Source organism: Jiangella alkaliphila, assembly GCF_900105925.1.
Lineage (GTDB): Bacteria > Actinomycetota > Actinomycetes > Jiangellales > Jiangellaceae > Jiangella > Jiangella alkaliphila.
The window spans coordinates 4,181,530-4,200,114 of record NZ_LT629791.1; the positions used below are offsets into that span (position 1 = coordinate 4,181,530).

Genomic DNA, 18,585 nt, shown 5'->3' on the forward strand with positions numbered 1-18,585 from the left:
GATCATGGAGAAGGTCGGCTTCCGAGCGCCTCCAGAGCCGACCTTCTCCATGATCGACACGAGTCAGGTGCACCCAACGGCGCACGGCCACTTAGTCCGCTTGAAGCGCGGCTGCGCGGCTAAGAGAATGGGCAGTGGGGGGACGCCCAACTGAGGCGCCCCGACCCGACTAGACCGGTGCGCCCGCTCGCACGCCGGCCGGCAGGGCGGTCCGGAGCTGCCGCCGGGAGCTGATGTCGAGTTTCGCGAACACCTTGCGCAGGTGCCACTCGACCGTGTGCGGGCTGATGAACAGCTGCGCTCCGATCTCCGGGTTGGTCAGCCCGTCGCCGGCCAGGCGCGCGATCTGCGCCTCCTGCGTGGTCAGCGCGAGGCCCGAGCCGGTCGAGCGCCGATGCACGGTCTCGCCGGTGGCCTGGAGCTCGCGGCGGGCACGTTCGGCGAACGCCTCGGCGCCGATGCGGGCGAACGTCTCGTGGGCGGCGCGCAGTTGCTCGCGGGCGGACGCACGGCGGTTCTCGCGGCGCAGCCACTCGCCGTACAGCAGCCGGGCACGGGCCTGCTGGACGGCGGCCCGGCTGCGGCCGAGCCGCTCGATCGCCTCGCGGTAGAGGGCGTCGGCCCGTTCACCGTCGGCGAGCAGCGCCGCCGACCGGGCGCCGACGCCCAGTGCCCAATCGGTGCCGCTGGAACCGGCGCGTTCCAGGAGCAGCTCCAGCGCCGCTCCGGCCTCGGCGGGGGCGCCGGCACGGACGGCGGCCTCGACCAGCTCGGCCAGCGACCAGCCGTAGAACCCCAGGTCCTCGTAGTCGCAGGCGGTCCGGGCCGCCGCGAGGGCAGCCCCGTAGTGGCCCAGGCCGTTGTCGAGCACCGCGGTCGCGTAGCCGGCCAGCCCGAGGGCGCGGCCCTCGCCCCTGGCCTCCGCCTCGTGGACGGCGGCGTCGATCGCGGCCCGCGCAGCGGTCTCGTCGCCGCGCCAGGCGGCCAGCAGGATCGGCGTGTAGCGCAGCGGCGGGTTGCCGGTGGCCGCCGCGATGGCCTCGGACTCCTCGATCAGCGTCGCCGCCGCCGCGAACTCGCCCGCATGCAGGTGGACGCCCGCGCGGTAGCTGAGCGCGACCGGCAGGACGGTGAGGGCGCCGGCGCCGCGGGCCAGCCGGACGGCGCGCGTGGCGAGGTCGTGCCAGGCGTCGTCGTCCCACAGGTCCGGCGCGATGGGTTCCGGCGCGACCGGGCAGGCCAGCCACAGCCAGCTCATGACGGCGTCGTCGGCGTCGTCGCCCCGGAACGCCTGGAGGGCGCGGGTGAGCGCCGGCACGCCGGCCGCGTAGCCGTCGGCGAGCCGCGTCGCGACGCCGTCGAGCAGCAGGTCGGTGGGCCGCGGCGGCCGCGGTCCGGACGGGACCGCCCGGGCGGCCGCGGCGGCGGCCGGGAGCCCGGTGCCCAGGCGGCCGGCGAAGAACGCGGCCCCGAGCGCCTCGAGGTAGGTCTCCCGGGCCGCGGCCCGATCCAGCGGCTCGAGCCGGCGGGCCGCGTCGAGCAGCTGCGCGACGGCGTCGCCGCCACGCCGCCGGACGGACGTGATCTGCGCGCGCAGCCGTGCCACCTGCGCCCGGTGCAGCTCGTCGAGCGGACCCAGCTGCGCCGTGGCGAGCAGCGCGTGCGCGGTGTCGGGCGCACCGGCACGGAGCTTGGCCCGCGCCGCCGCGATCGCCCGGACGCCGCGCCGGACGGGGTCAGGCGTCAGCTCCGCGGCCCGCTCGAGGAAGGCCGCCGCGGCCGCCACGCCGCCGCGGCTCTGTGCCCGTCCGGCGGACCGTTCCAGCTCGGCCGCCACCGCCTCGTCCGGCCCGGCCGCGGCCTGCGCGCGATGCCAGGCGCGCCGGTCCGGGTCGGCGTCGGGGTCGGTCGCCTCGGCCAGCGCGCGGTGGACCTCGCGGCGGTCGCCGCTGCCGGCCGCCCGGTAGGCCGCCGAGCGCACCAGCGGATGCCTGAACCGGACCCGGGCGCCGAGCTCGATCAGGCCGGCCGTCTCGGCGGCCCCGGCGGCGTCGGCGCCCAGCTCCAGCAGCGTCGTCGCGCGCAGCAGCAGCGAGACGTCGCCGACCGGCTCGGCAGCGGCGACGAGGAGGAATCGCTGCGTCGTCGGCGGCAGCGACCGCACCCGGCGCAGGAAGCTGTGCTCGATGCGCCCCGGCAGCGGGCCCGCGTCCGGGCGCCAGAACCCGCCGGCCAGCTCCGCCGCCGTCACGCCGCGCGGCAGCTCCAGCAGCGCGAGCGGGTTCCCGCGCGTCTCGGCGACGATCCGGTCGCGAACGTGCTCGTCCAGCCGTCCGGGAACGGCGGAGTCCAGCAGCGCCCGGGCGTCGGCGTCGCTGAGGCCGCCGACCGTCAGCTCCGCCAGACCGGCCAGCTCCAGGTGCGCGTCGAGATCGCGGACCGCGAACACCATCGCGACCGGCTCGGCGGCCAACCGGCGCGCGACGAACGCCAGGACCTGCAGCGACACCTGGTCCAGCCACTGGGCGTCGTCGACGACGCAGACGAGCGGCCGGTCGGCGGCGACGTCGGCTAGCAAGCTGAGCACCGCCAGCCCCACGAGGAACCGCTCCGGCGGCCGGCCCGCGCTCAGGCCGAACGCCGTGACCAGCGCGTCGTGCTGCGGCGCCGGCAGCCGGTCGAGCCGGTCCAGGAACGGCAGGCACAGCTGGTGCAGCCCGGCGAAGGCCAGCTCCATCTCGGACTCGCTGCCCGCGGCCCGCGCGACGCGGCAGCCGGCGGCCCGCCCGAGCAGGTGGTCGAGGAGCGCGGACTTGCCGATGCCGGCCTCACCGCGCAGGACCAGGACGGCGCTCTGACCGGCTCGGGCCTTGAGGAGCAGCCCGTCCAGGACGTCGCACTCGCCGTGCCGGCCGCGTAGCCCGAGCGCCGGATCCATCATCGGCATCGCCCCTGGCGAGCCTACTGAGGCCCCGTGGCCGTGGCAACGGCGTGACCCCGGACGGGCGGGGCCACGCCGCTGGAACCGGGCCCCGCTACGTCGTCACGGCGTCGACGGCCTCCAGGATCGAGGCCGTCACGGCGTCGGGCTCGGAGACGCTGAGCGCGTGCGACGCGCCCTGCATCTCCCGGGTCGCCTTGGCGCCCGCCCGCTCGGCCAGGTAGCGGTGCAGCGCGACCGGGATGTTGAGGTCCTGGTCGCTGAAGACGAACCACGACGGGATCGTCCGCCAGGCCGGCGTGCCGGTGGCCAGCTCTGCGGTGAGCGCGGCCTCGGTGGCGGGGCGCTGGGTCGCGCACATCACCGCGGCCTGGGCGGCCGGGACGTCGGCGCAGAACTGGTGGTGGAAGGCGTCCGGCCGGATGGCGAGATCGTTGCCGCCGGTCGAGACCGGGTACGCGTTCAACGCCTCGCCGAGCGTGCTGCCGGGGAACTTCGTCGACAGCCCGAACGCGGACTCGCCCTGGTCGGGCGCGAACGCGCAGACGTAGACGAGGGCGGCCACGGAGGTGCTGCCGGCGGCGGCCTCGGTGATCACCATGCCGCCGTAGGAGTGGGCGACCAGCACCACGGGGCCGTCGATGGACGCGAGGACGTCGCGCACGTAGGCCGCGTCGCCGGACAGGCTGCGCAGCGGGTTGGCGACGGCGACGGCGTCGAGCGACCGCTCCCGCAGGCGCTCGACGACGCCGGACCAGCTCGCGGACTCGGCGAAGGCGCCGTGGACGAGGACGATGGTGGGCTGCTGCTCGGACATGGGTCCTTCTCTTCTCGTGAGGTCCCGGCGCGCTAGTCGCGGCCGAGCGCCTTGCGCAGGACGTGGATCGCCTGCTCGACCGCGGCGGTGGAGGCGGCCGTCCCGCGGACGGGGTTGAGCATCATGAAGTCGTGCAGCGTGCCGTTGTAGCGGGCGCTGGTGATGCGGACGCCGGCCGCGGTCAGCTTGCGGCCGTACGCCTCGCCCTCGTCGCGCAGGACGTCGTTCTCGTCGACGACCAGGAAGGTCTCGGGCAGCCCGGCCAGCTCCTCGAGCGTCGCCCGCAGCGGCGACGCGGTGATCTCGTCGCGCTTGTCCTTCTCCGGCAGGTAGGCGTCCCAGAACCACTCCATGGCCTTGGCCGTCAGGTGCGGGCCGCCGGCGAACTCGCGGTAGCTGGCCGTGTCCTGCCCGGCGTCGGTGACCGGGTAGTACAGCGACTGGTGGACGAACGTCACGTCGCCGCGCCGCTTGGCGAGGATCGTCAGCGCCGCGGTCATGTTGCCGCCGACGGAGTCGCCGGCGACGGCGAGCCGCGAGGCGTCGAGGCCCTCGCCGGCGCCGTGCGCGGTGATCCAGCGCGCGGTGGCGTAGGCCTGCTCGATCGCGACCGGGTAGCGGACCTCGGGGGAGCGGTCGTACTCGACGAACACGAGCGCGGCCTGTGCGCCCACGGCCAGTTCGCGGACCAGGCGGTCGTGGGTGCCCGCGTTGCCGAGGATCCAGCCGCCGCCGTGGACGTACAGCACCGCGGGCAGCGGCCCGCCTGCGCCGGCAGGCCGGACGAGGCGCACGCGGACGTCACCGACGTCGGCGGGGACGGTGATCCACTTCTCGTCGACGTCGGGCAGCTCGACGGGCGCGGCCTGGACGTCGTCGAGCACCTTGCGGGCGCCCTCGGGTCCGCGCTCGTACAGCGGGGGCGGGGTGGCGGCGGCGTCGGCGAATGCCTGAGCGGCCGGTTCGAGGACGGGGTTGCTCATGGCTCTGTGCCCTTCTGCGAGAGATCGGTTCACCGCGTACGACCGGGCAGCGGTGCGGGGCGTGACACCCGCGGGGCGTCGCGCCGTCCGCTTTCGACGGCGGCCTCCGAGACGAGGACGCCCTCCAGCACGGTGAGGTCGCCGGCCCGGGCGGCCGCGAGGAACGCCTCGACGAGGCGCCGCCGGCCGGCCGGGTCGACCGGCGCCGTCCGCCCGGACGAGAGCCGCTGCCGCGCGCGCCGTACCAGCTGCCGGGCGTGGGCGACGCGGAGCTGCAGCACGTCGGAGATCCGGCGGTACGGGTAGGCGAACCCCTCGCGCAGCACGTACGCCGCCCGCTCGGCCGGCGTCAGACGTTCCATCAGCAGCTGGACCGCCAGCTCCACCGCCTCGCGCCGCTCCGCCTGGACGTCGGGGCCGTTCCGGTCGTCGGGCGACTCCGGCGGCTCCGGCAACTCCGGGCCGACGTCCAGCTCGTGCCGCCTCCGGGCGGACTGGCGGACGTTGATGGCCAGCCGGACCACCGTGGTGGAGAGGAACGCCCCGTGGTCGAGGACGACCGTCCGGTCGGTGCGCTGCCACCGGATCCAGGCTTCCTGCACGACGTCCTCCGCCTCGGGGGCGCTGCCGAGGACCCGGTACGCGATCGTGAACAACCGCGGCCGCTGCCCCATGAAGATCGACGTCGCCCGGTCCAGGTCCCGACCGGCCTCCAGCAGCTGCGTGTCCACTGCGCCTCCCCGTGAGTGCCCCCGGCGCGCGTCGCGATGACGCCACCAGAACCAACCTCCCGGTCCGGACCGCGTGGCCGCGCCCTGGAAAGGCCGTGGGCCGGTCCGTGGTGGGTGCGTGGGCACGGGGTGTCACGGATCGCCGTCCCGCTCGGTCGAAGGGGTGAGAACACCGGCGACCGGATGAGGTGACCATGAGCGACGCAGACGTGCGGCTGCAGGCGGCGGTCCTGCACGTGGGCAGCGTGGACCGCGCGACCGCGTTCTACACGCGGCTGCTGGGCCTGGAGGTGGCGCGCCGTTCGCCGGACGCCGCACTCCTCGCCACCCCGGCCGGCACCTCGACCATCGCGATGCGCGAGCGCCACGTCCAGCACGTCACGGACCGCATCGTGCAGGCGCTGGTCTGGCGCCTGGCGACCATCGACCTGCTCGACGATCTCGAGCGGCGGGCGGAGGACCTGTCGGCGCAGACCACCAGGCACCTGCTCGCCGAGGACGCCATCACGGTGCTGAACGTGTGGGATCCCGAGGGGCAGCGCCTGGTCTTCCTGCACCACGACGGCGAGAACGACGTGCCGGAGCGCATCCCGGCCGAGGTGTTCTGGTACTGATCAGGCGCCCGCCTGCTCGTCGTCGGCGTTCTCCGCCGCTGCGAGGACGCCGCGCAGCATCGTCTCGTACTCCTCGGCCTCGACCGGGTCGAACCGCCACTGCGCCATCGGCTCCTCCATGGCCTCCTCCGGGTGGCTCGACTCGACCTGCCTCAGCTCCTCACGGACCTCGCGTTCCAGCTCCGGCCTGTCCACGGACTCCGTCATCACCGCTCCGTTCGATCTGGATGTCAGGTACGACCGGACACCGGCGCCGTCCGTGACAGCGATCGCATGCAACGGTGGCTCGGCGCCGTAGCGGTGCCACACTCCCGCGCCGGAACAGTGGGCGATCGCTCCATGGCCGGCGCCCGGCGGCGTCCGGGAGCCTGGCGTACATGGAGACGTTCGACGTGGCCGTCGTCGGCCTGGGCGCGCTGGGCAGCGCTGCCGCCTACCACCTGGCCCGGAAGGGCGCCGCCGTCGTCGCGTTCGAGCAGTTCGAGCTCGGGCACGTGCGCGGCGCCTCGCATGACACGTCGCGCATCGTCAGGACGTCCTACGGGGAGGAGCGGTACGTGCGCCTGGCGCAGTCGGCGTACCGCGACTGGGCCGACCTCGAACAGGTCGCCGGCGAGCGGTTCCTCACCGTCACCGGCGGCGTCGTCTTCCTGCCGACGGACGGCCCGTACGACGCCGCCGACTTCAGCACCAGCCTCGACGCCGCAGGTGTGCCGTACGACCTGCTCGGCCCGGACGACGTGAGTGCGCGCTGGCCGCAGTTCACGCTCGCCGGGAACGTCGAGACCGTCTACACGCCGGACACCGGCATCGTCCACGCCGCCCGCACGGTCGCGACGCTGCAGCTGCAGGCGCGCGTGCACGGCGCGGTCATCCGCGACCGCACGCCGGTCGAGCGGCTCCGCCCGGACGGCGCCGGCGTCGTCGTCCACACCGCGACGGGCGACGTGCGGGCGCGCAAGGTGGTCGTGGCGGCCGACGCCTGGACGAACCGGCTGCTGGAGCCGCTGGGCGCGGCCATCCCGCTGGTCACGATGCAGGAGCAGGTCACCTACTTCAAGCCGGACGACCCGGCGGCCTTCGACCCCGCGCGCTTCCCGGTCTGGATCTGGGAGGACACGCACTGCTTCTACGGGTTCCCGGCCTACGGCGAGCCGACGATCAAGGCCGCGCGCGACGTCTCGGACCACCTGATGACGCCGGAGGAGCGCACCTTCGTGCCCGCACCCGAGCTGGTCGAGCAGCTCACGTCGTTCCTGGGCGGCATCGTCCCGGGCCGCGGCGTGCCGCTGCGCACTGTCACCTGCCAGTATGCGCTGACGCCGGACCGCGAGTTCGTCCTCGGGCCGCTGGACGAGCACCCGGACGTCCTCGTCGCGCTGACCGCCGGGCACGGGTTCAAGTTCACCCCGGCGATCGGGCGGATCCTCGCCGAACTGGCGATCGACGGCGGGACCGCCGACGACATCTCCGGCTTCGCCGCGCCGGCCTGACCCGGGCGCCCTCAGTCGAGGTCGAACTCGTTGCCCTCGATGTCCTGCATGAGGATGCACGACTCGTTGTCCTCGTCGGCGAGCAGGACCCGCACTTCGACCGCGCCGAGCGCGACCAGCCGGGCGCTCTCGGCCTGGAGGGCGGCGAGGCGCTCGTCGCCGACGAGTCCGGTGCCGACCCGCACGTCGAGGTGCACCCGGTTCTTGACGACCTTGCCTTCGGGGACGCGCTGGAAGTACAGCCGCGGGCCCACCCCGTTGGGGTCGACGCAGGCGAACGCCGAGCCCTGCTGCTCGGGCGGCAGCGTGCGCTCGAAGTCGTCCCAGCCGGCGTACCCGTCCGGTGGCGGCTGGACGACGTACCCGAGCACCTCGCACCAGAAGCGAGCGAGGCGCTCGGGTTCCGCGCAGTCGAAGGTGACCTGGACCTGCCTGACCGACGTCATCGGCCCACCCTAACGGCGCGCGCCGGCCGCCGAGATCCCGAGGTTAGATCCGGGCGTGGCGGAACGGCGACGCCAGCAGCATCAGCACGGTACCGGCGAAGATCACCGCGGCGATCACCAGCGCGGACGCCAGCCCCAGCCGGTCGGCGAGCAGCCCCGCGAGCGGCGACGCGACCACGACCACGCCCCGGTTGAAGGACCGCATCGTCGTGTTCGTCCGCGCCTGCAGGGCGTCCGGAGTCAGCGCCTGCCGGAAGGTCATCTCGTGCGAGTTGCTGAGCCCCATCGCGAGGCCGTACAGCCCCTGGCCCACGCCGAGGAGCACCGGGGCGAGGACGGTCCCGGTCCCCGCCCCGGCCGTCGCCACCACAACGACGGCGACGGTGATGACGGCGTGGGCGGCGATGATCGCCCCGCCGGTGCCGAACCGGCGGCCGGCGGCCGTGCTCACCGACGCACCCAGCAGAGCGCCCACGCCGGCCGCGGCGGTCGTGAGGCCGAAGGTGGACGGGGACAGCCCGAGCTCCACCAACGCCCAGACGGGGAGCACCACCAGCACCATCGCGTTCGCGGCGAACCACACGTGGGTCGCGACGGCCAGCCGCGCCAGCCCGGACCCGCCGTACACCCAGCGGACCCCCTCGGAGATCTCACGCCGCAGGCTCGGCACCGGTCCGCCGGCCCGGTCGCGCGGCTCGTCCACCCGGGTCGTCGCGACCATGACCGCCGAGAACACGTAGGTGACAGCGTCGGCGAGGACCGCCAGCGGCGCCCCGATCAACCGGACCAGCAGCCCGCCGAGCGCGGGACCGGCCGTCTGCGCCACGGCATCGGCGCCGTCGATGCGCGCGTGCGCCCGTTGCAGGTGAACGCGCTGCACGAGCCGCGGCAGGAACGCCATCGAGGCGGCGTCGTTCACCAGGGAGGCAGCGCCGAAGCACGCCACCAGGACCACGAGCAGCGGCAGCGTCAGCAGGTCGGCGGCCCACGCGGCCGGGATCATCAGCAGCACCGCGGCCCGGGCCAGGTCGCTGGTGATCATGACCGGCCGCCGCCGCACCCGGTCCACGAGCGCGCCCACCACCAGCCCGGCCAGGAGGTAGGGCAGCCAGCGGGCCGAGCTCACCCACCCGACCTCCGTGGCGCCGCCGTCCAGGTCGAGCACCACGAGCGTTTGCAGCGCCAGCAGCGTGACGTAGCTGCCGAGTCCCGAGACGGCCTCGCCGGCCCAGAACCGCCGGAACCCCGGCGGCGGGAACGGCGGCTCGGCACTCACCCGCCCACTCTGCCGCACGCCACCAGCCTTGCCCCGCCGCCCCCAGCCCGCCGAGCGCTGCCCCACCCCAGCCGAGTGACGTGCACCTCAACCGAGCGAAGTTCCCTGCCGCACCACGTTCCAGCTGAGCTCTGCCGGACCCTGCCAGAAATGAGGCTCTCCTGCTGCTGACGTTGGCGACGGGGACGAGTGCGGTCCCGTGATGGTCGTCGAACCGGCGGCTACCCGAGCATCCGTCGGATGCCGCCCGGATCGGGCCTGCGCTCGTCGGAATATCGGGTACTCGCCGTTGACCTGGGCATCGGCCGGTCCTGGGTGGTGTGTGGCGCTTTGCAATGAGCACCGTGACGCACCACCCGCGGCCGGGCGCAGCTTGGCACGGCTGGTCACCGCTCGGAACTGCGTATTTCGGGCGTCGGGGCGGTGACCAGCCGTGCCAAGGCGATGGTCAGCCGAGCCAAGGCCCGGCCCTGCCGCGGACGGGTGGTGCGTAGAGGTGCTCATTGCAAAGCACCGCGGACGGTTGGGTGGATCGCCAGCACCCCGGCGAAGCTAGGTACCGCGGCGCGCGGTGCCCACGATCGCGGCGACGAGGTCCGGCCACAGCTCCCACGGGGTGAGGTGGCCCATGTCGGGGTACACCCGCAGCTCGGAGCCGCCGATCGCCGCCGCGATGTCCACCGCCGCGCACCAGTGCAGGACGTCGTCGTCGCGGCCGTGCAGCACGAGCGTCGGCACCGTCACGCTGCGCAGACGCTCGAGCCGCTCGGGCGCCCGGCGCAGCGCGGCCCACTGGCGCGCGAAACCCTCCGGCGCGTAGCCGCGGTCGTAGGCCAGCCCCGCCGCCCAGGCGTGCCACTCCACCCGCGGGTCGTAGCGCTGCGGGCGGTCCGGCGTCACCGCCTCGACGGCGAACACGACCGCCTGCTCGCGGGTCAGCCGCGGGGGAGCGGACAGCAGCTCCTCGCGCTCGCCGTGCAGGATGTACCGCGGGTCCTGCCCGGGGATCGTGCTGAGCAGCCCGAGGCTGCGCACCCGCTCCGGATGGTCGAGCGCGACCACTTGCGCCATCATCCCGCCCATCGAGTGCCCGACGAGGTGGGCGGACGGCGCGCCGACGTGGTCGAGGACGCGGACGATGTCTTCGCCGAGGTCGGACAGCTCGTAGCCGCCGTCGACGTCCTCGGGCCCGCCGAAGCGCTGCGAGTAACCGGTGTCGCGGTTGTCCATCCGCACCACGCGGAGGCCCTCGGCGACCAGCAGCGCGACGAACTCGTCCGGCCAGGCGATCAGCTGCGCGCCGCCGCCGGCGACGAGCACGAGGACGGGGTCGTCCGGCGCGCCGGCGACCTCGTAGAAGATCTCGATCCCGTCGGTGTTCGCGTGCGGCATCGGGTCCTCCGTCAGTCGGCGTCGGGCGCGGCCCAGGCGGCCTCGCCGGTCGAGAGCACGTCGCCCTTGTCGTCGAGCGCCCAGACCCGGGCGCCGCCCGGTTGCGGCACGCCGGCCAGCCGGATCGGGGTGTCGACGTAGGCGGGCGCGATCGCGCGCATCGAGAAGCGGGCGACGGGGTGGTCAGGCGCGTTGCGGACGCAGAAGTCGAGCAGCAACAGCTCGAGCAGCGGCCCGTGGACGATGAGGTCCGGCTGTCCCTCGACGTCGCGCACCCAGTCGCGGTCGTAGTGGATGCGGTGGCTGTTGAATGTGAGCGCCGAGAACCGGAACAGCTGCACCGGGGTGACGGTCAGCTCGCCGGTCCACGTCCACTCAGCCTCGGCCGGACCGGCGACCGGCCGCGGCGCGCTGCCGGGCGGGGCCTCGCCGAGGAACACGTCGCGCTGCCGGATGGACGTCACGACCTCGGCGCCGGACCGGATGGTGCTCTCCAGCGTGACGAACACCAGCGGCCCGCTGCCGCCGGTCTTCTCCTTCACGTCGCCGAGCGTCGTCGTCAGCTCGAGCGTCTCGCCGAACCGGATCGGCCGGTGGAAGGTCAGCTCCTCGCCGGCGTACAAGCGGCGCGGCAGCGCGATGTCCGGGACGACGCCGTCGCGGCCGGGGGTGCCGTCGGGGCGCAGCTCGTCCAGCCGCGGTGCGGCGGTGAAGTACAGCTTGTGCCAGCCCGGCGGCAGCGCGTCGGGCTCGGCGGGGTCGGAGGGCGCGAAGGTGTCGCGGTAGGCGCGGGCCGGCTCGCGCCGGATCGTGTCGGTGCGGCTGGTCACAGCGACCTCCAGGTCCAGCGGCCGCCGAGCAGCGTCGCGGCGACGGTCATCCCGCGCAGGCCGGGCTCGTCCGGCGTCGATGGATCGGCCTCGACGACGACGAGATCGGCCGGTTCGCCGGCGGCGAGCGCGGTGCGGCCGCGGGCGCTCGCGGCCAGCGCCGCCTCGACCGGCAGCCGCTGCTCGGGATGCCACGCCGCGCGTCCGTCGCGGTGCCGGTGGACGGCTGCAGCGACCGACACCCACGGGTCCAGCGGCGCGACCGGCGCGTCGGAGCCCAGCCGGAGGACGGCGCCGGCGGCGTGCAGCGACCCGTAGGCGAAGGCGTGCTCCGCATGGCCGGCCCAGTGCCGGTCGGCGACGTCGCGGTCATCCATGGCGTGCTCGGGCTGGACGCTGGCGACCACCCCGAGCCGGGCGAACCGGGGCACGTCCTGTGGCCGGACCAGCTGCGCGTGCTCGATCGTACCGGGGACGCCCAGCTCCTCGAACGCGTCCAGGACCTCGGTGTTCGTGCGGTCGCCGATCGCGTGCACGGCGGCGTCGATGCCGTTCCCCGTGGCCGAGCGCAGCAGCCGGCGCAGCTCGGCCGGGCCGACGCTCTGGACGCCGTGGTCGCCGGTGCCGGGGTAGGGCTGCCAGCAGTACGCCGTGCGGGTGTTGAGCGAGCCGTCCGCGACGACCTTGAGCGGGCCGACGCGCACCAGGCCGTGCTCGTCCAGCATGTCGCCGGTGCGGTGCCCGGCGCGGATCGCGGCGTCGAGCCGGGCCGGCCAGACGGCCGCGTCGACCCGCAGCGACGTGACGCCCGCCGCGACCCGTTCGGGCCAGAGCGCGAGGAGGTCGTCGTTCTCGAAGTCGACGATGCCGACGACACCCCTCGCGGCAGCGGCGTCGGCGGACGCGCGGACGGCGTCGACGTCCTGCCCCGCCTCCGCGTCGATGCGCTGCAGCGTCCCGATCCAGTCCGTCTCGCGCAGCAGCCCCGACGGCGGCACCGGCAGACCGTACCTGCGCGAGGCGGCGGTGTTCAGCCAGCCGCAGTGCAGGTCGCCGCTGACCAGCACGACCGGGGTGCCGGCGGCGGCGTCGTCGAGCAGCGCGACCGACGGCTCGTCCGGCCAGAGCGCGTCGCGGAACCCGTAGCCGATCAGCACACCGGCCGCGGCGCCGGCGGCCAGCCGGGTGCGCACCATCGCGGCGGCGTCGGCGGCGCTCTTGGCCGCGGCCAGGTCGAAGCGGTCGCGGGCGGCGACCCACTGGGTGAAGTGGACGTGTGCGTCCCACAGGCCGGGGCCGACGAACCGGCCGTCCAGGTCGACGACCTCCGCGTCGCGCGGCGCCGGCACCGGAGTGCCGGCCGGGGTGACCGCGGCGAGCCGGCCGTCCTCGACCAGCACGTCGACGGGCTCGCCGCCGTAGCGGCGCCCGCCGCGCAGCAGCAGCGCCATCAGATCGCCCCCGCCTCGCGCAGCGCCGCGACGGCGTCCGCGTCGTAGCCGGCCAGAGCCGTCAGCACCAGCTCGGTGTGCTCGCCGAGGCCGCCGGCCCGCAGCGTCGTGTCGGCCGGCGTCTCGCTGAGCTTCACCGGCTGGCCGAACATGCGCACCTGCCCGAACTCCTCGTGGTCGACGCTGACGACCATCTCGCGCTCGGCCGTGGCCGGGTCGTCGACGACCTCGCCGACGCTCTTGACGGCGGTGAGCGGGACGGTGTCGCCGGCCAGCGCCTCGAGCTCGGCCTTCGTCCGGTCGGCGAACCAGCCGAGGACGATCGGGCGCACCCGCCGCTCGTAGACGTCCTGCTCGAACCGCTTGCGCATCGAGTCGATCTCCGGGTCGGCCGCGTGTTCTGGCGTCCCGAACAGCTCGCAGCTCAGCCGCCAGAACTTGTCGGTGTAGCCGCCGAAGAAGACGAAGCCGTCGGCGCAGGGGAACAGCTCGTACGGCCGCACCCACGGGTGCTGGTTGCCGGTGTGCGTGGCGACGACGCCGTCGACGGTGTAGTTGACGACGGCGTTCTCGGTGAGCGCGACGACGCTGTCGACCTGGGCGACGTCGACCAGCTGGCCGGCGCCGGTGCGCTCGGCATGCCGCAGCGCCATGAGCGTCCCCGTCACCGCGAAGAGGGTGGCGGCGAGGTCGCCGATCACGGTGCCGACCCGGACGGGGACGCCGCCGGGCGCGCCGTTCATCGACCACAGCCCGCCGGCGGCCTGCGCGGTGCTGTCGAACGCGGGCTTGGTGCGGTTGCGGCCGGTCTGCCCGTAGCCGGAGATCGCGGTGTACACCAGTCGCGGGTTGGCCTCGTGCAGCACGTCGTAGCCAACGCCGAGCTTGTCCATCGTGCCCGGGCGGAAGTTCTCGATCACGATGTCGGCGCGCTTCGCTAGGTCGATCAGCGCCTGCCGGCCCGCCTCGGTGGAGAGGTCGAGGGTGATGCCGAGCTTGCCGCGGTTGTACTGCGCGAAATAGCCGCTCAGCTCCTCGTCGCCGTGGCGCAGGTACGGCGGGAAGCCGCGGGTCACGTCGGGGTCGCGCGGGTTCTCGATCTTGATGACGGTGGCGCCGAAGTCGGCGAGGATCTCCGCGCAGTAGGGCCCGGCCAGGACCCGGGACAGGTCGAGGACGACCACGCCCGCGAGGGCGCCGGTGCGGTGCGGCAGCGTCACGTGAGAACTCCCGAGGGTCGGTCGGTGTCGGCCGCCGCGGCGAGCAGGGCCGTGGCGACGCGGGAGGCGACGGCGGGCCGGCGCAGCCGCTCGGCCATCCAGGCGCTGGTGCGGACGAGGGCGTCGAGGTCGAGGCCGGTCTCGATGCCGAGGCCGTGCAGCATCCACACGAGGTCCTCGGTCGCGAGGTTACCGGTCGCGCCGGGCGCGTACGGGCATCGTCCCAGGCCACCGGTCGACGCGTCGAACTCGGTGACGCCGGCGAGCAGCGCCGCGTGCACGTTGGCCAGCGCCTGGCCGTAGGTGTCGTGGCCGTGCAGCGCGATCGACTCTCGCGGCACGCCGGCCGCCCCGAGCGCCCCGATGACCGTCCCGATCTGGCCCGGTGTGGCGACGCCGATGGTGTCGCCCAGCGAGATCGTCGCGCACCCGGCGGCGTGCAGGTCGGCCGCGATCCCGGCGACGGCGGCGGGCTCGACCCGGCCCTCCCACGGGTCGCCGAAGGCCATCGACACGTAGCCGCGGGCCGCCAGCCCCGCGCGCCGTGCCGCCGCGGTGACCTCGGCCGCCTTGCGCGCGGCGGCGTCGCGGCCGGTGTTGAGGTTCGCCCGCGCGAACGACTCCGTCGCGCTGGTGATGACGGCGACCTCGGTGACACCGGCCGCGAGCGCGCGGTCGAGCCCGCGCTTGTTCGGGATCAGGCAGACCGTGCGGACGCCGCCCAGGTCGCCGTCCAGCTCAGTCAGCAGGTCCTCGGCGTCGGCGAGCGCGGGGATGACGCCGGGCGGCACGAAGCTGGTCACCTCCAGGTTCCGGACGCCGGCGGCGGCGAGGCGGCGGCAGAACTCCGCCTTCACCGCGGTCGGCACGACGGCGGACTCGGCCTGCAGCCCGTCGCGCGGGCCGACCTCGTACACCGTCACCTTCGGCGGCAGCCCGCCCGCGCCGGCGACCAGCGGCCGCGGCGACCACCGGGCCGTCATGACGCCCTCAGCTCGCGGAGCACCTGCTCCGCGTGCTCGACCCGGATCCGGCCGTCGGCGACCAGCCGGCCGGCGACCGCCGTCACCTCGTGGGGGAGCGCGCCGGCGGAGGCGGCGATCGTGCGGGCGTGCAGCGTCATGTGGCCGCGCTGGATGCCCTCGGTGGCCAGCGCTCGGCAGGCGGCGAGGTTCTGCGCGAGGCCGACGGACGCGATGACGTCGGCCAGCTCGGTGGCGGTCTCGATGCCGAGGATCGCCAGGGCGGCGCGGGCGACCGGATGGGCCCGGGTTGCGCCGCCTACCAGTCCGACCGCGAGCGGCAGCTCGATCGACCCGGCGAGGTTGCCGTCGGCGTCCTTCTCGAACCGCGACAGCGCCGAGTAGCGGCCGTCGCGGACGGCGTGCGAGTGGCAGCCCGCCTCGACCGCGCGGGTGTCGTTGCCGGTCGCGAGCACCACGGCGGTGACGCCGTTCATGATGCCCTTGTTGTGGGTGGCGGCCCGGTACGGGTCGGCCTCGGCGAACGCGGAGGCGAGCACGATGCCGTCGACGACGCCGGGGCCGCCGAGCAGCTCGGCGTCGAACACGGCGCGGGCCCGGGTGAGGCGCAGCTCGGCCTTGTTGCTGAGGATGCGCAGCAGCGGGCGCCCGCCGGCCAGCTCGGCCAGCCGGGGCGCGACCGCCTCGGCCATGGTGTTGACGGCGTTGGCGCCCATCGCGTCGCGCACGTCGACCGTCAGATGGACGATCACCTGGTCGCCCAGGCGGGTGCCGAGCACCCGCGCGTCGACGCCGCGCATGCCGCCGCCGAGTGAGGCGAGCAGCGGGTCCTGCGCGTCGGCCAGCGTCATGATCTCCGGCCCGGCCTCGAGGATGCGCGCCCGGGCGCCATGCGGGTCGACGACGTCGACCAGCTGCACCTGGGCGATCATCACCGAGCCGGTGTTCGACGTGTGGAAGCCGCCCTGCCCGCGGGCCATCCGGGCGGCGTTGCTGGCCGCCGCGACGACCGACGGCTCCTCGGTGGCCATCGGAACCAGCCGGTCGCGCCCGTTGACGATGAAGTTCGTGGCGACGCCGACCGGGACGGCGATGGCGCCGACGACGTTCTCGATCAGATGGTCGGCCTGGTCGAGGCCGAGGCCGCGAACGGGGTCGAGGACGGCCAGGTCGTCGGCGGCGACCTCGGCGTGCTCCGCCACCAGGCGGCGCCGGTCCTCGACGCTGTGATCCCGCAGGCCCGGAATCCGGCTCGTCACGGCCATGAACGCTCCCTCGCTCCCGGCGGGCGGCCACCTCCGTCGGTCGCTGGTGTCCGCGCGTCCACGCTAGGGGCCGCCGTGTGGTGCGGGTATGGGACGATCACCCACGATCACGCCCTGGGCGTGGGTGGTTAGCCTGTCCGCCGGCCAGGCCGTGGGCGAGCTCGTCCAGCCTGACGGCCAGCGAGATGCGGAACAGCCGCTCGTCGTCGCGCCAGTCCGCACCGAGGATGGTCGCGATGCGGTCCAGCCGCTGGAGCACGGTGTTGGTGTGGAAGCGCAGCAGCCGCGCGGTCCGCGTCGGACTGGCGTTGCACCGCACGAACGCGCGCAAGGTGGCGAGCAGCTCGGTGCCCTTCTCGGCGTCGTAGGCGCGGACGGCGCCGATGGTGGCGTCGAGGAACGCCGTCAGCGTGGCGGCGTCGGCGTCGAACACCGAGGCGTAGGGCAGATACTCGTCGGTGCTCACCGAGCGGCCGGTCACGCCGATCGCCTCCAGCAGCCGCGCCGTCCGCGTGGCCAGGGTGAACCGTCCGCCCAGCTCGGCCGGCGAGGCCGCCGGCGCGGCGGTGACGCCGAGCACCGGGTGCGCCGTGTGCTGGGCGATCCGGTCGCGCAGCGTGCCGGCGTCGATCGCCGTCCGGGACGAGTCGACGATCGCGGTGACGTAGCCGCGGCACTCGCCGACCAGCCCGTGCCCGCGCAGCAGCCGCATGAGGACGCGCTCGGCACCGGCGCGGGCGCCACCGTCGACGGCGAAGACGTGCACGGTGTCGAGGTCGGCGGGCACGACGTCGAAGGAACGGGCCCGCCGGGCGATGTCGTCGCCGCGCTCCCGCCACGCCTCGAGGATGTCGGCGACCAGCCCGGACTGGAGCCGTCGCTCGGTGTCGGCGACGGCCTTGAGCTGCAGCTCGACCAGCGCGCACACTTGGGCGGCCCGCTCGACGGTGCGCCGGTCGACCGGCCCGAGCTCGAAGTCGCCAGGCCCGAGGAGCAGCGCGCCGAGGTCCTCCGAGCCCGCGGTGACGGCTGCAACGGCGCCGTCTTCGACGACGACGCACGGGCCCGAGGCCCGGCTCCGTTCGATCGCGGCGGCGGTCTCGCGGCCCAGCGCGACGGTGGTGTTGGCGGCCGCGCCGGCCGAGTCGGCGACGACGCGCGCCTCGGCGTCGACGATCGTGACGGTGCGCGACAGCGCGGCCGCCAGCGTCCCGGCGATCTGGCTGACGCCGCCGCCGCGCAACACCGCCTGCACCAGCTCCTGGTGCACCGTGTTGGCGCGGTCGCGCTCGGCGAGGTGCTCGGTGAGCCGGCTGAGCGCCCGGCGCGCCTCGTCCTCGGATCGGCGCAGGTGGTGCAGCATGTCCGCCGTCTGCAGGACGACCGACGCGTGGTCGGCGAGCGCGGACAGCACCGAGATCTGCTCCGGCGTGAAGACCGACTCGCGCCGCGTCGCCACGAACAGCACGCCGAGCACGTCGTCGCCGGTGAGCATCGGCACGCCCAGCAGCGACACCAGCCCCTCTGCCTCGACGGCGCGGTCGACGGTGGGCTCGTGGCGGGGCTTCGGGTAGGTGCCGTAGCGGCCCACCCACCGGGCCGTGCGCGACTCGACGATCTCGCTGACCAGGCCGCGGCCGGCCGGCACCAGCAGGTGCTGGAACTCCGGGCTGACCGCCCCGATCGTCGTGCGCACCCGCAGCTCACGCGTCGCCGGGTCGAGCACCGAGAGGTACGTGACGTCGCACCCCATGATGTCGTGCGCGCGGTTCACCAGCCGGTCCAGCAGCAGGTCGCCGTCGCGCACCTCGGCCAGCTCGCGGGCGCTGGAGAACAGTGCGGCGATCTCGTGCTCGCGGCGGCGCAGCCGCACGCTCTCGCCGTGCGCCCGGTGCACCAGGTCGGCCGCCCGGGCCGACTCGTCCTCGCGCAGACCGAGCCGCTCGAACGCTTGCGTCAGCTCCCGCGGCCCCGCCCCGACGTCGTCGATGACCGCGGAGACGATGGTCGCCACCGCCTGCACCGTGGAGGATTCGTCCACCAGCCCCTCCTCGATATGGGTGGCGCCACCATACGACGCGCGCTTGGTGTCGGCGACGGTTGCTGTCTGTGAGGCGGCTGAGCCGGTCCGCGGACTCGTCTC

The 18,585-nt window shown here is 74.7% G+C and carries 16 protein-coding genes; 2 read left to right on the forward strand and 14 right to left on the reverse strand.

The annotated features are described in order from the left end of the window. Positions 1 to 169: 169 nt before the first annotated feature. The 4 genes from BLV05_RS19070 to BLV05_RS19085 form a co-directional block, all read right to left on the reverse strand. The gene (locus BLV05_RS19070) at positions 170 to 2,938 is read right to left on the reverse strand and encodes a helix-turn-helix transcriptional regulator (protein ID WP_152690934.1); all 2,769 of its coding nucleotides are present in this window, start codon (positions 2,936 to 2,938) and stop codon (positions 170 to 172) included. Between the two features lie 97 nt (positions 2,939 to 3,035). Next, on the reverse strand, positions 3,036 to 3,758 hold the full coding sequence (locus tag BLV05_RS19075; protein WP_046770994.1) for an alpha/beta fold hydrolase: 723 nt from the start codon (positions 3,756 to 3,758) through the stop codon (positions 3,036 to 3,038). Between the two features lie 32 nt (positions 3,759 to 3,790). Then, positions 3,791 to 4,741 (reverse strand): alpha/beta hydrolase, encoded by a 951-nt coding sequence (locus BLV05_RS19080; RefSeq protein WP_046770995.1) that lies wholly within the window; start codon positions 4,739 to 4,741, stop codon positions 3,791 to 3,793. 29 nt (positions 4,742 to 4,770) lie between these two features. Further along, entirely contained in the window at positions 4,771 to 5,472 is a 702-nt protein-coding gene (locus BLV05_RS19085) for a sigma-70 family RNA polymerase sigma factor (RefSeq protein WP_052762841.1), read from the reverse strand. A gap of 194 nt (positions 5,473 to 5,666) precedes the next feature. Between BLV05_RS19085 and BLV05_RS19090 the strand changes: the two genes are divergently transcribed. Next, positions 5,667 to 6,086 carry a VOC family protein gene (locus BLV05_RS19090; RefSeq protein WP_046770996.1) on the forward strand — a complete coding sequence of 140 codons (420 nt, stop codon included), beginning with the start codon at positions 5,667 to 5,669 and terminating at the stop codon, positions 6,084 to 6,086. On the opposite strand, the gene BLV05_RS19095 is transcribed toward BLV05_RS19090, so the two are convergent. Then, positions 6,087 to 6,293 (reverse strand): hypothetical protein, encoded by a 207-nt coding sequence (locus BLV05_RS19095; RefSeq protein ID WP_152690930.1) that lies wholly within the window; start codon positions 6,291 to 6,293, stop codon positions 6,087 to 6,089. Between the two features lie 170 nt (positions 6,294 to 6,463). Here BLV05_RS19095 and solA point away from each other — a divergent pair, with 170 nt between their 5' ends. Next, positions 6,464 to 7,579 carry an N-methyl-L-tryptophan oxidase gene (gene solA, locus BLV05_RS19100; protein ID WP_046770998.1) on the forward strand — a complete coding sequence of 372 codons (1,116 nt, stop codon included), beginning with the start codon at positions 6,464 to 6,466 and terminating at the stop codon, positions 7,577 to 7,579. 11 nt (positions 7,580 to 7,590) lie between these two features. Here solA and BLV05_RS19105 read toward each other — a convergent pair whose 3' ends face one another. From BLV05_RS19105 to BLV05_RS19145, 9 genes are all read right to left on the reverse strand, one after another. Further along, the gene (locus BLV05_RS19105; protein ID WP_046770999.1) at positions 7,591 to 8,025 is read right to left on the reverse strand and encodes a VOC family protein; all 435 of its coding nucleotides are present in this window, start codon (positions 8,023 to 8,025) and stop codon (positions 7,591 to 7,593) included. Positions 8,026 to 8,068: 43 nt separating this feature from the next. Further along, on the reverse strand, positions 8,069 to 9,301 hold the full coding sequence (locus BLV05_RS19110; RefSeq protein ID WP_046771000.1) for an MFS transporter: 1,233 nt from the start codon (positions 9,299 to 9,301) through the stop codon (positions 8,069 to 8,071). Positions 9,302 to 9,853: 552 nt separating this feature from the next. Next, positions 9,854 to 10,693 (reverse strand): alpha/beta fold hydrolase, encoded by an 840-nt coding sequence (locus tag BLV05_RS19115; protein WP_046771001.1) that lies wholly within the window; start codon positions 10,691 to 10,693, stop codon positions 9,854 to 9,856. Between the two features lie 11 nt (positions 10,694 to 10,704). After that, positions 10,705 to 11,523, reverse strand: a complete 819-nt coding sequence (locus tag BLV05_RS19120) for an FAS1-like dehydratase domain-containing protein (RefSeq protein WP_052762842.1) — start codon at positions 11,521 to 11,523, stop codon at positions 10,705 to 10,707. After that, positions 11,520 to 12,974, reverse strand: a complete 1,455-nt coding sequence (locus BLV05_RS19125; RefSeq protein WP_172860672.1) for an amidohydrolase — start codon at positions 12,972 to 12,974, stop codon at positions 11,520 to 11,522. The genes BLV05_RS19120 and BLV05_RS19125 overlap by 4 nt, the downstream gene beginning before the upstream one ends. After that, on the reverse strand, positions 12,974 to 14,194 hold the full coding sequence (locus tag BLV05_RS19130; protein WP_046771002.1) for a CaiB/BaiF CoA transferase family protein: 1,221 nt from the start codon (positions 14,192 to 14,194) through the stop codon (positions 12,974 to 12,976). The genes BLV05_RS19125 and BLV05_RS19130 overlap by 1 nt, the downstream gene beginning before the upstream one ends. Next, a complete protein-coding gene (locus tag BLV05_RS19135; protein WP_046771003.1) occupies positions 14,191 to 15,177 on the reverse strand; it encodes a hydroxymethylglutaryl-CoA lyase in 987 nt (328 codons plus the stop codon). The genes BLV05_RS19130 and BLV05_RS19135 overlap by 4 nt, the downstream gene beginning before the upstream one ends. Continuing rightward, positions 15,174 to 16,442: a hydroxymethylglutaryl-CoA reductase, degradative gene (locus BLV05_RS19140; RefSeq protein ID WP_046771004.1), complete on the reverse strand. Its 1,269-nt coding sequence runs from the start codon at positions 16,440 to 16,442 to the stop codon at positions 15,174 to 15,176. Before BLV05_RS19140 ends, BLV05_RS19135 begins: the two co-directional genes overlap by 4 nt. Before the next feature lie 97 nt (positions 16,443 to 16,539). Next, entirely contained in the window at positions 16,540 to 18,483 is a 1,944-nt protein-coding gene (locus BLV05_RS19145; protein ID WP_046771005.1) for a helix-turn-helix domain-containing protein, read from the reverse strand. Between the last annotated feature and the right edge of the window lie 102 nt (positions 18,484 to 18,585).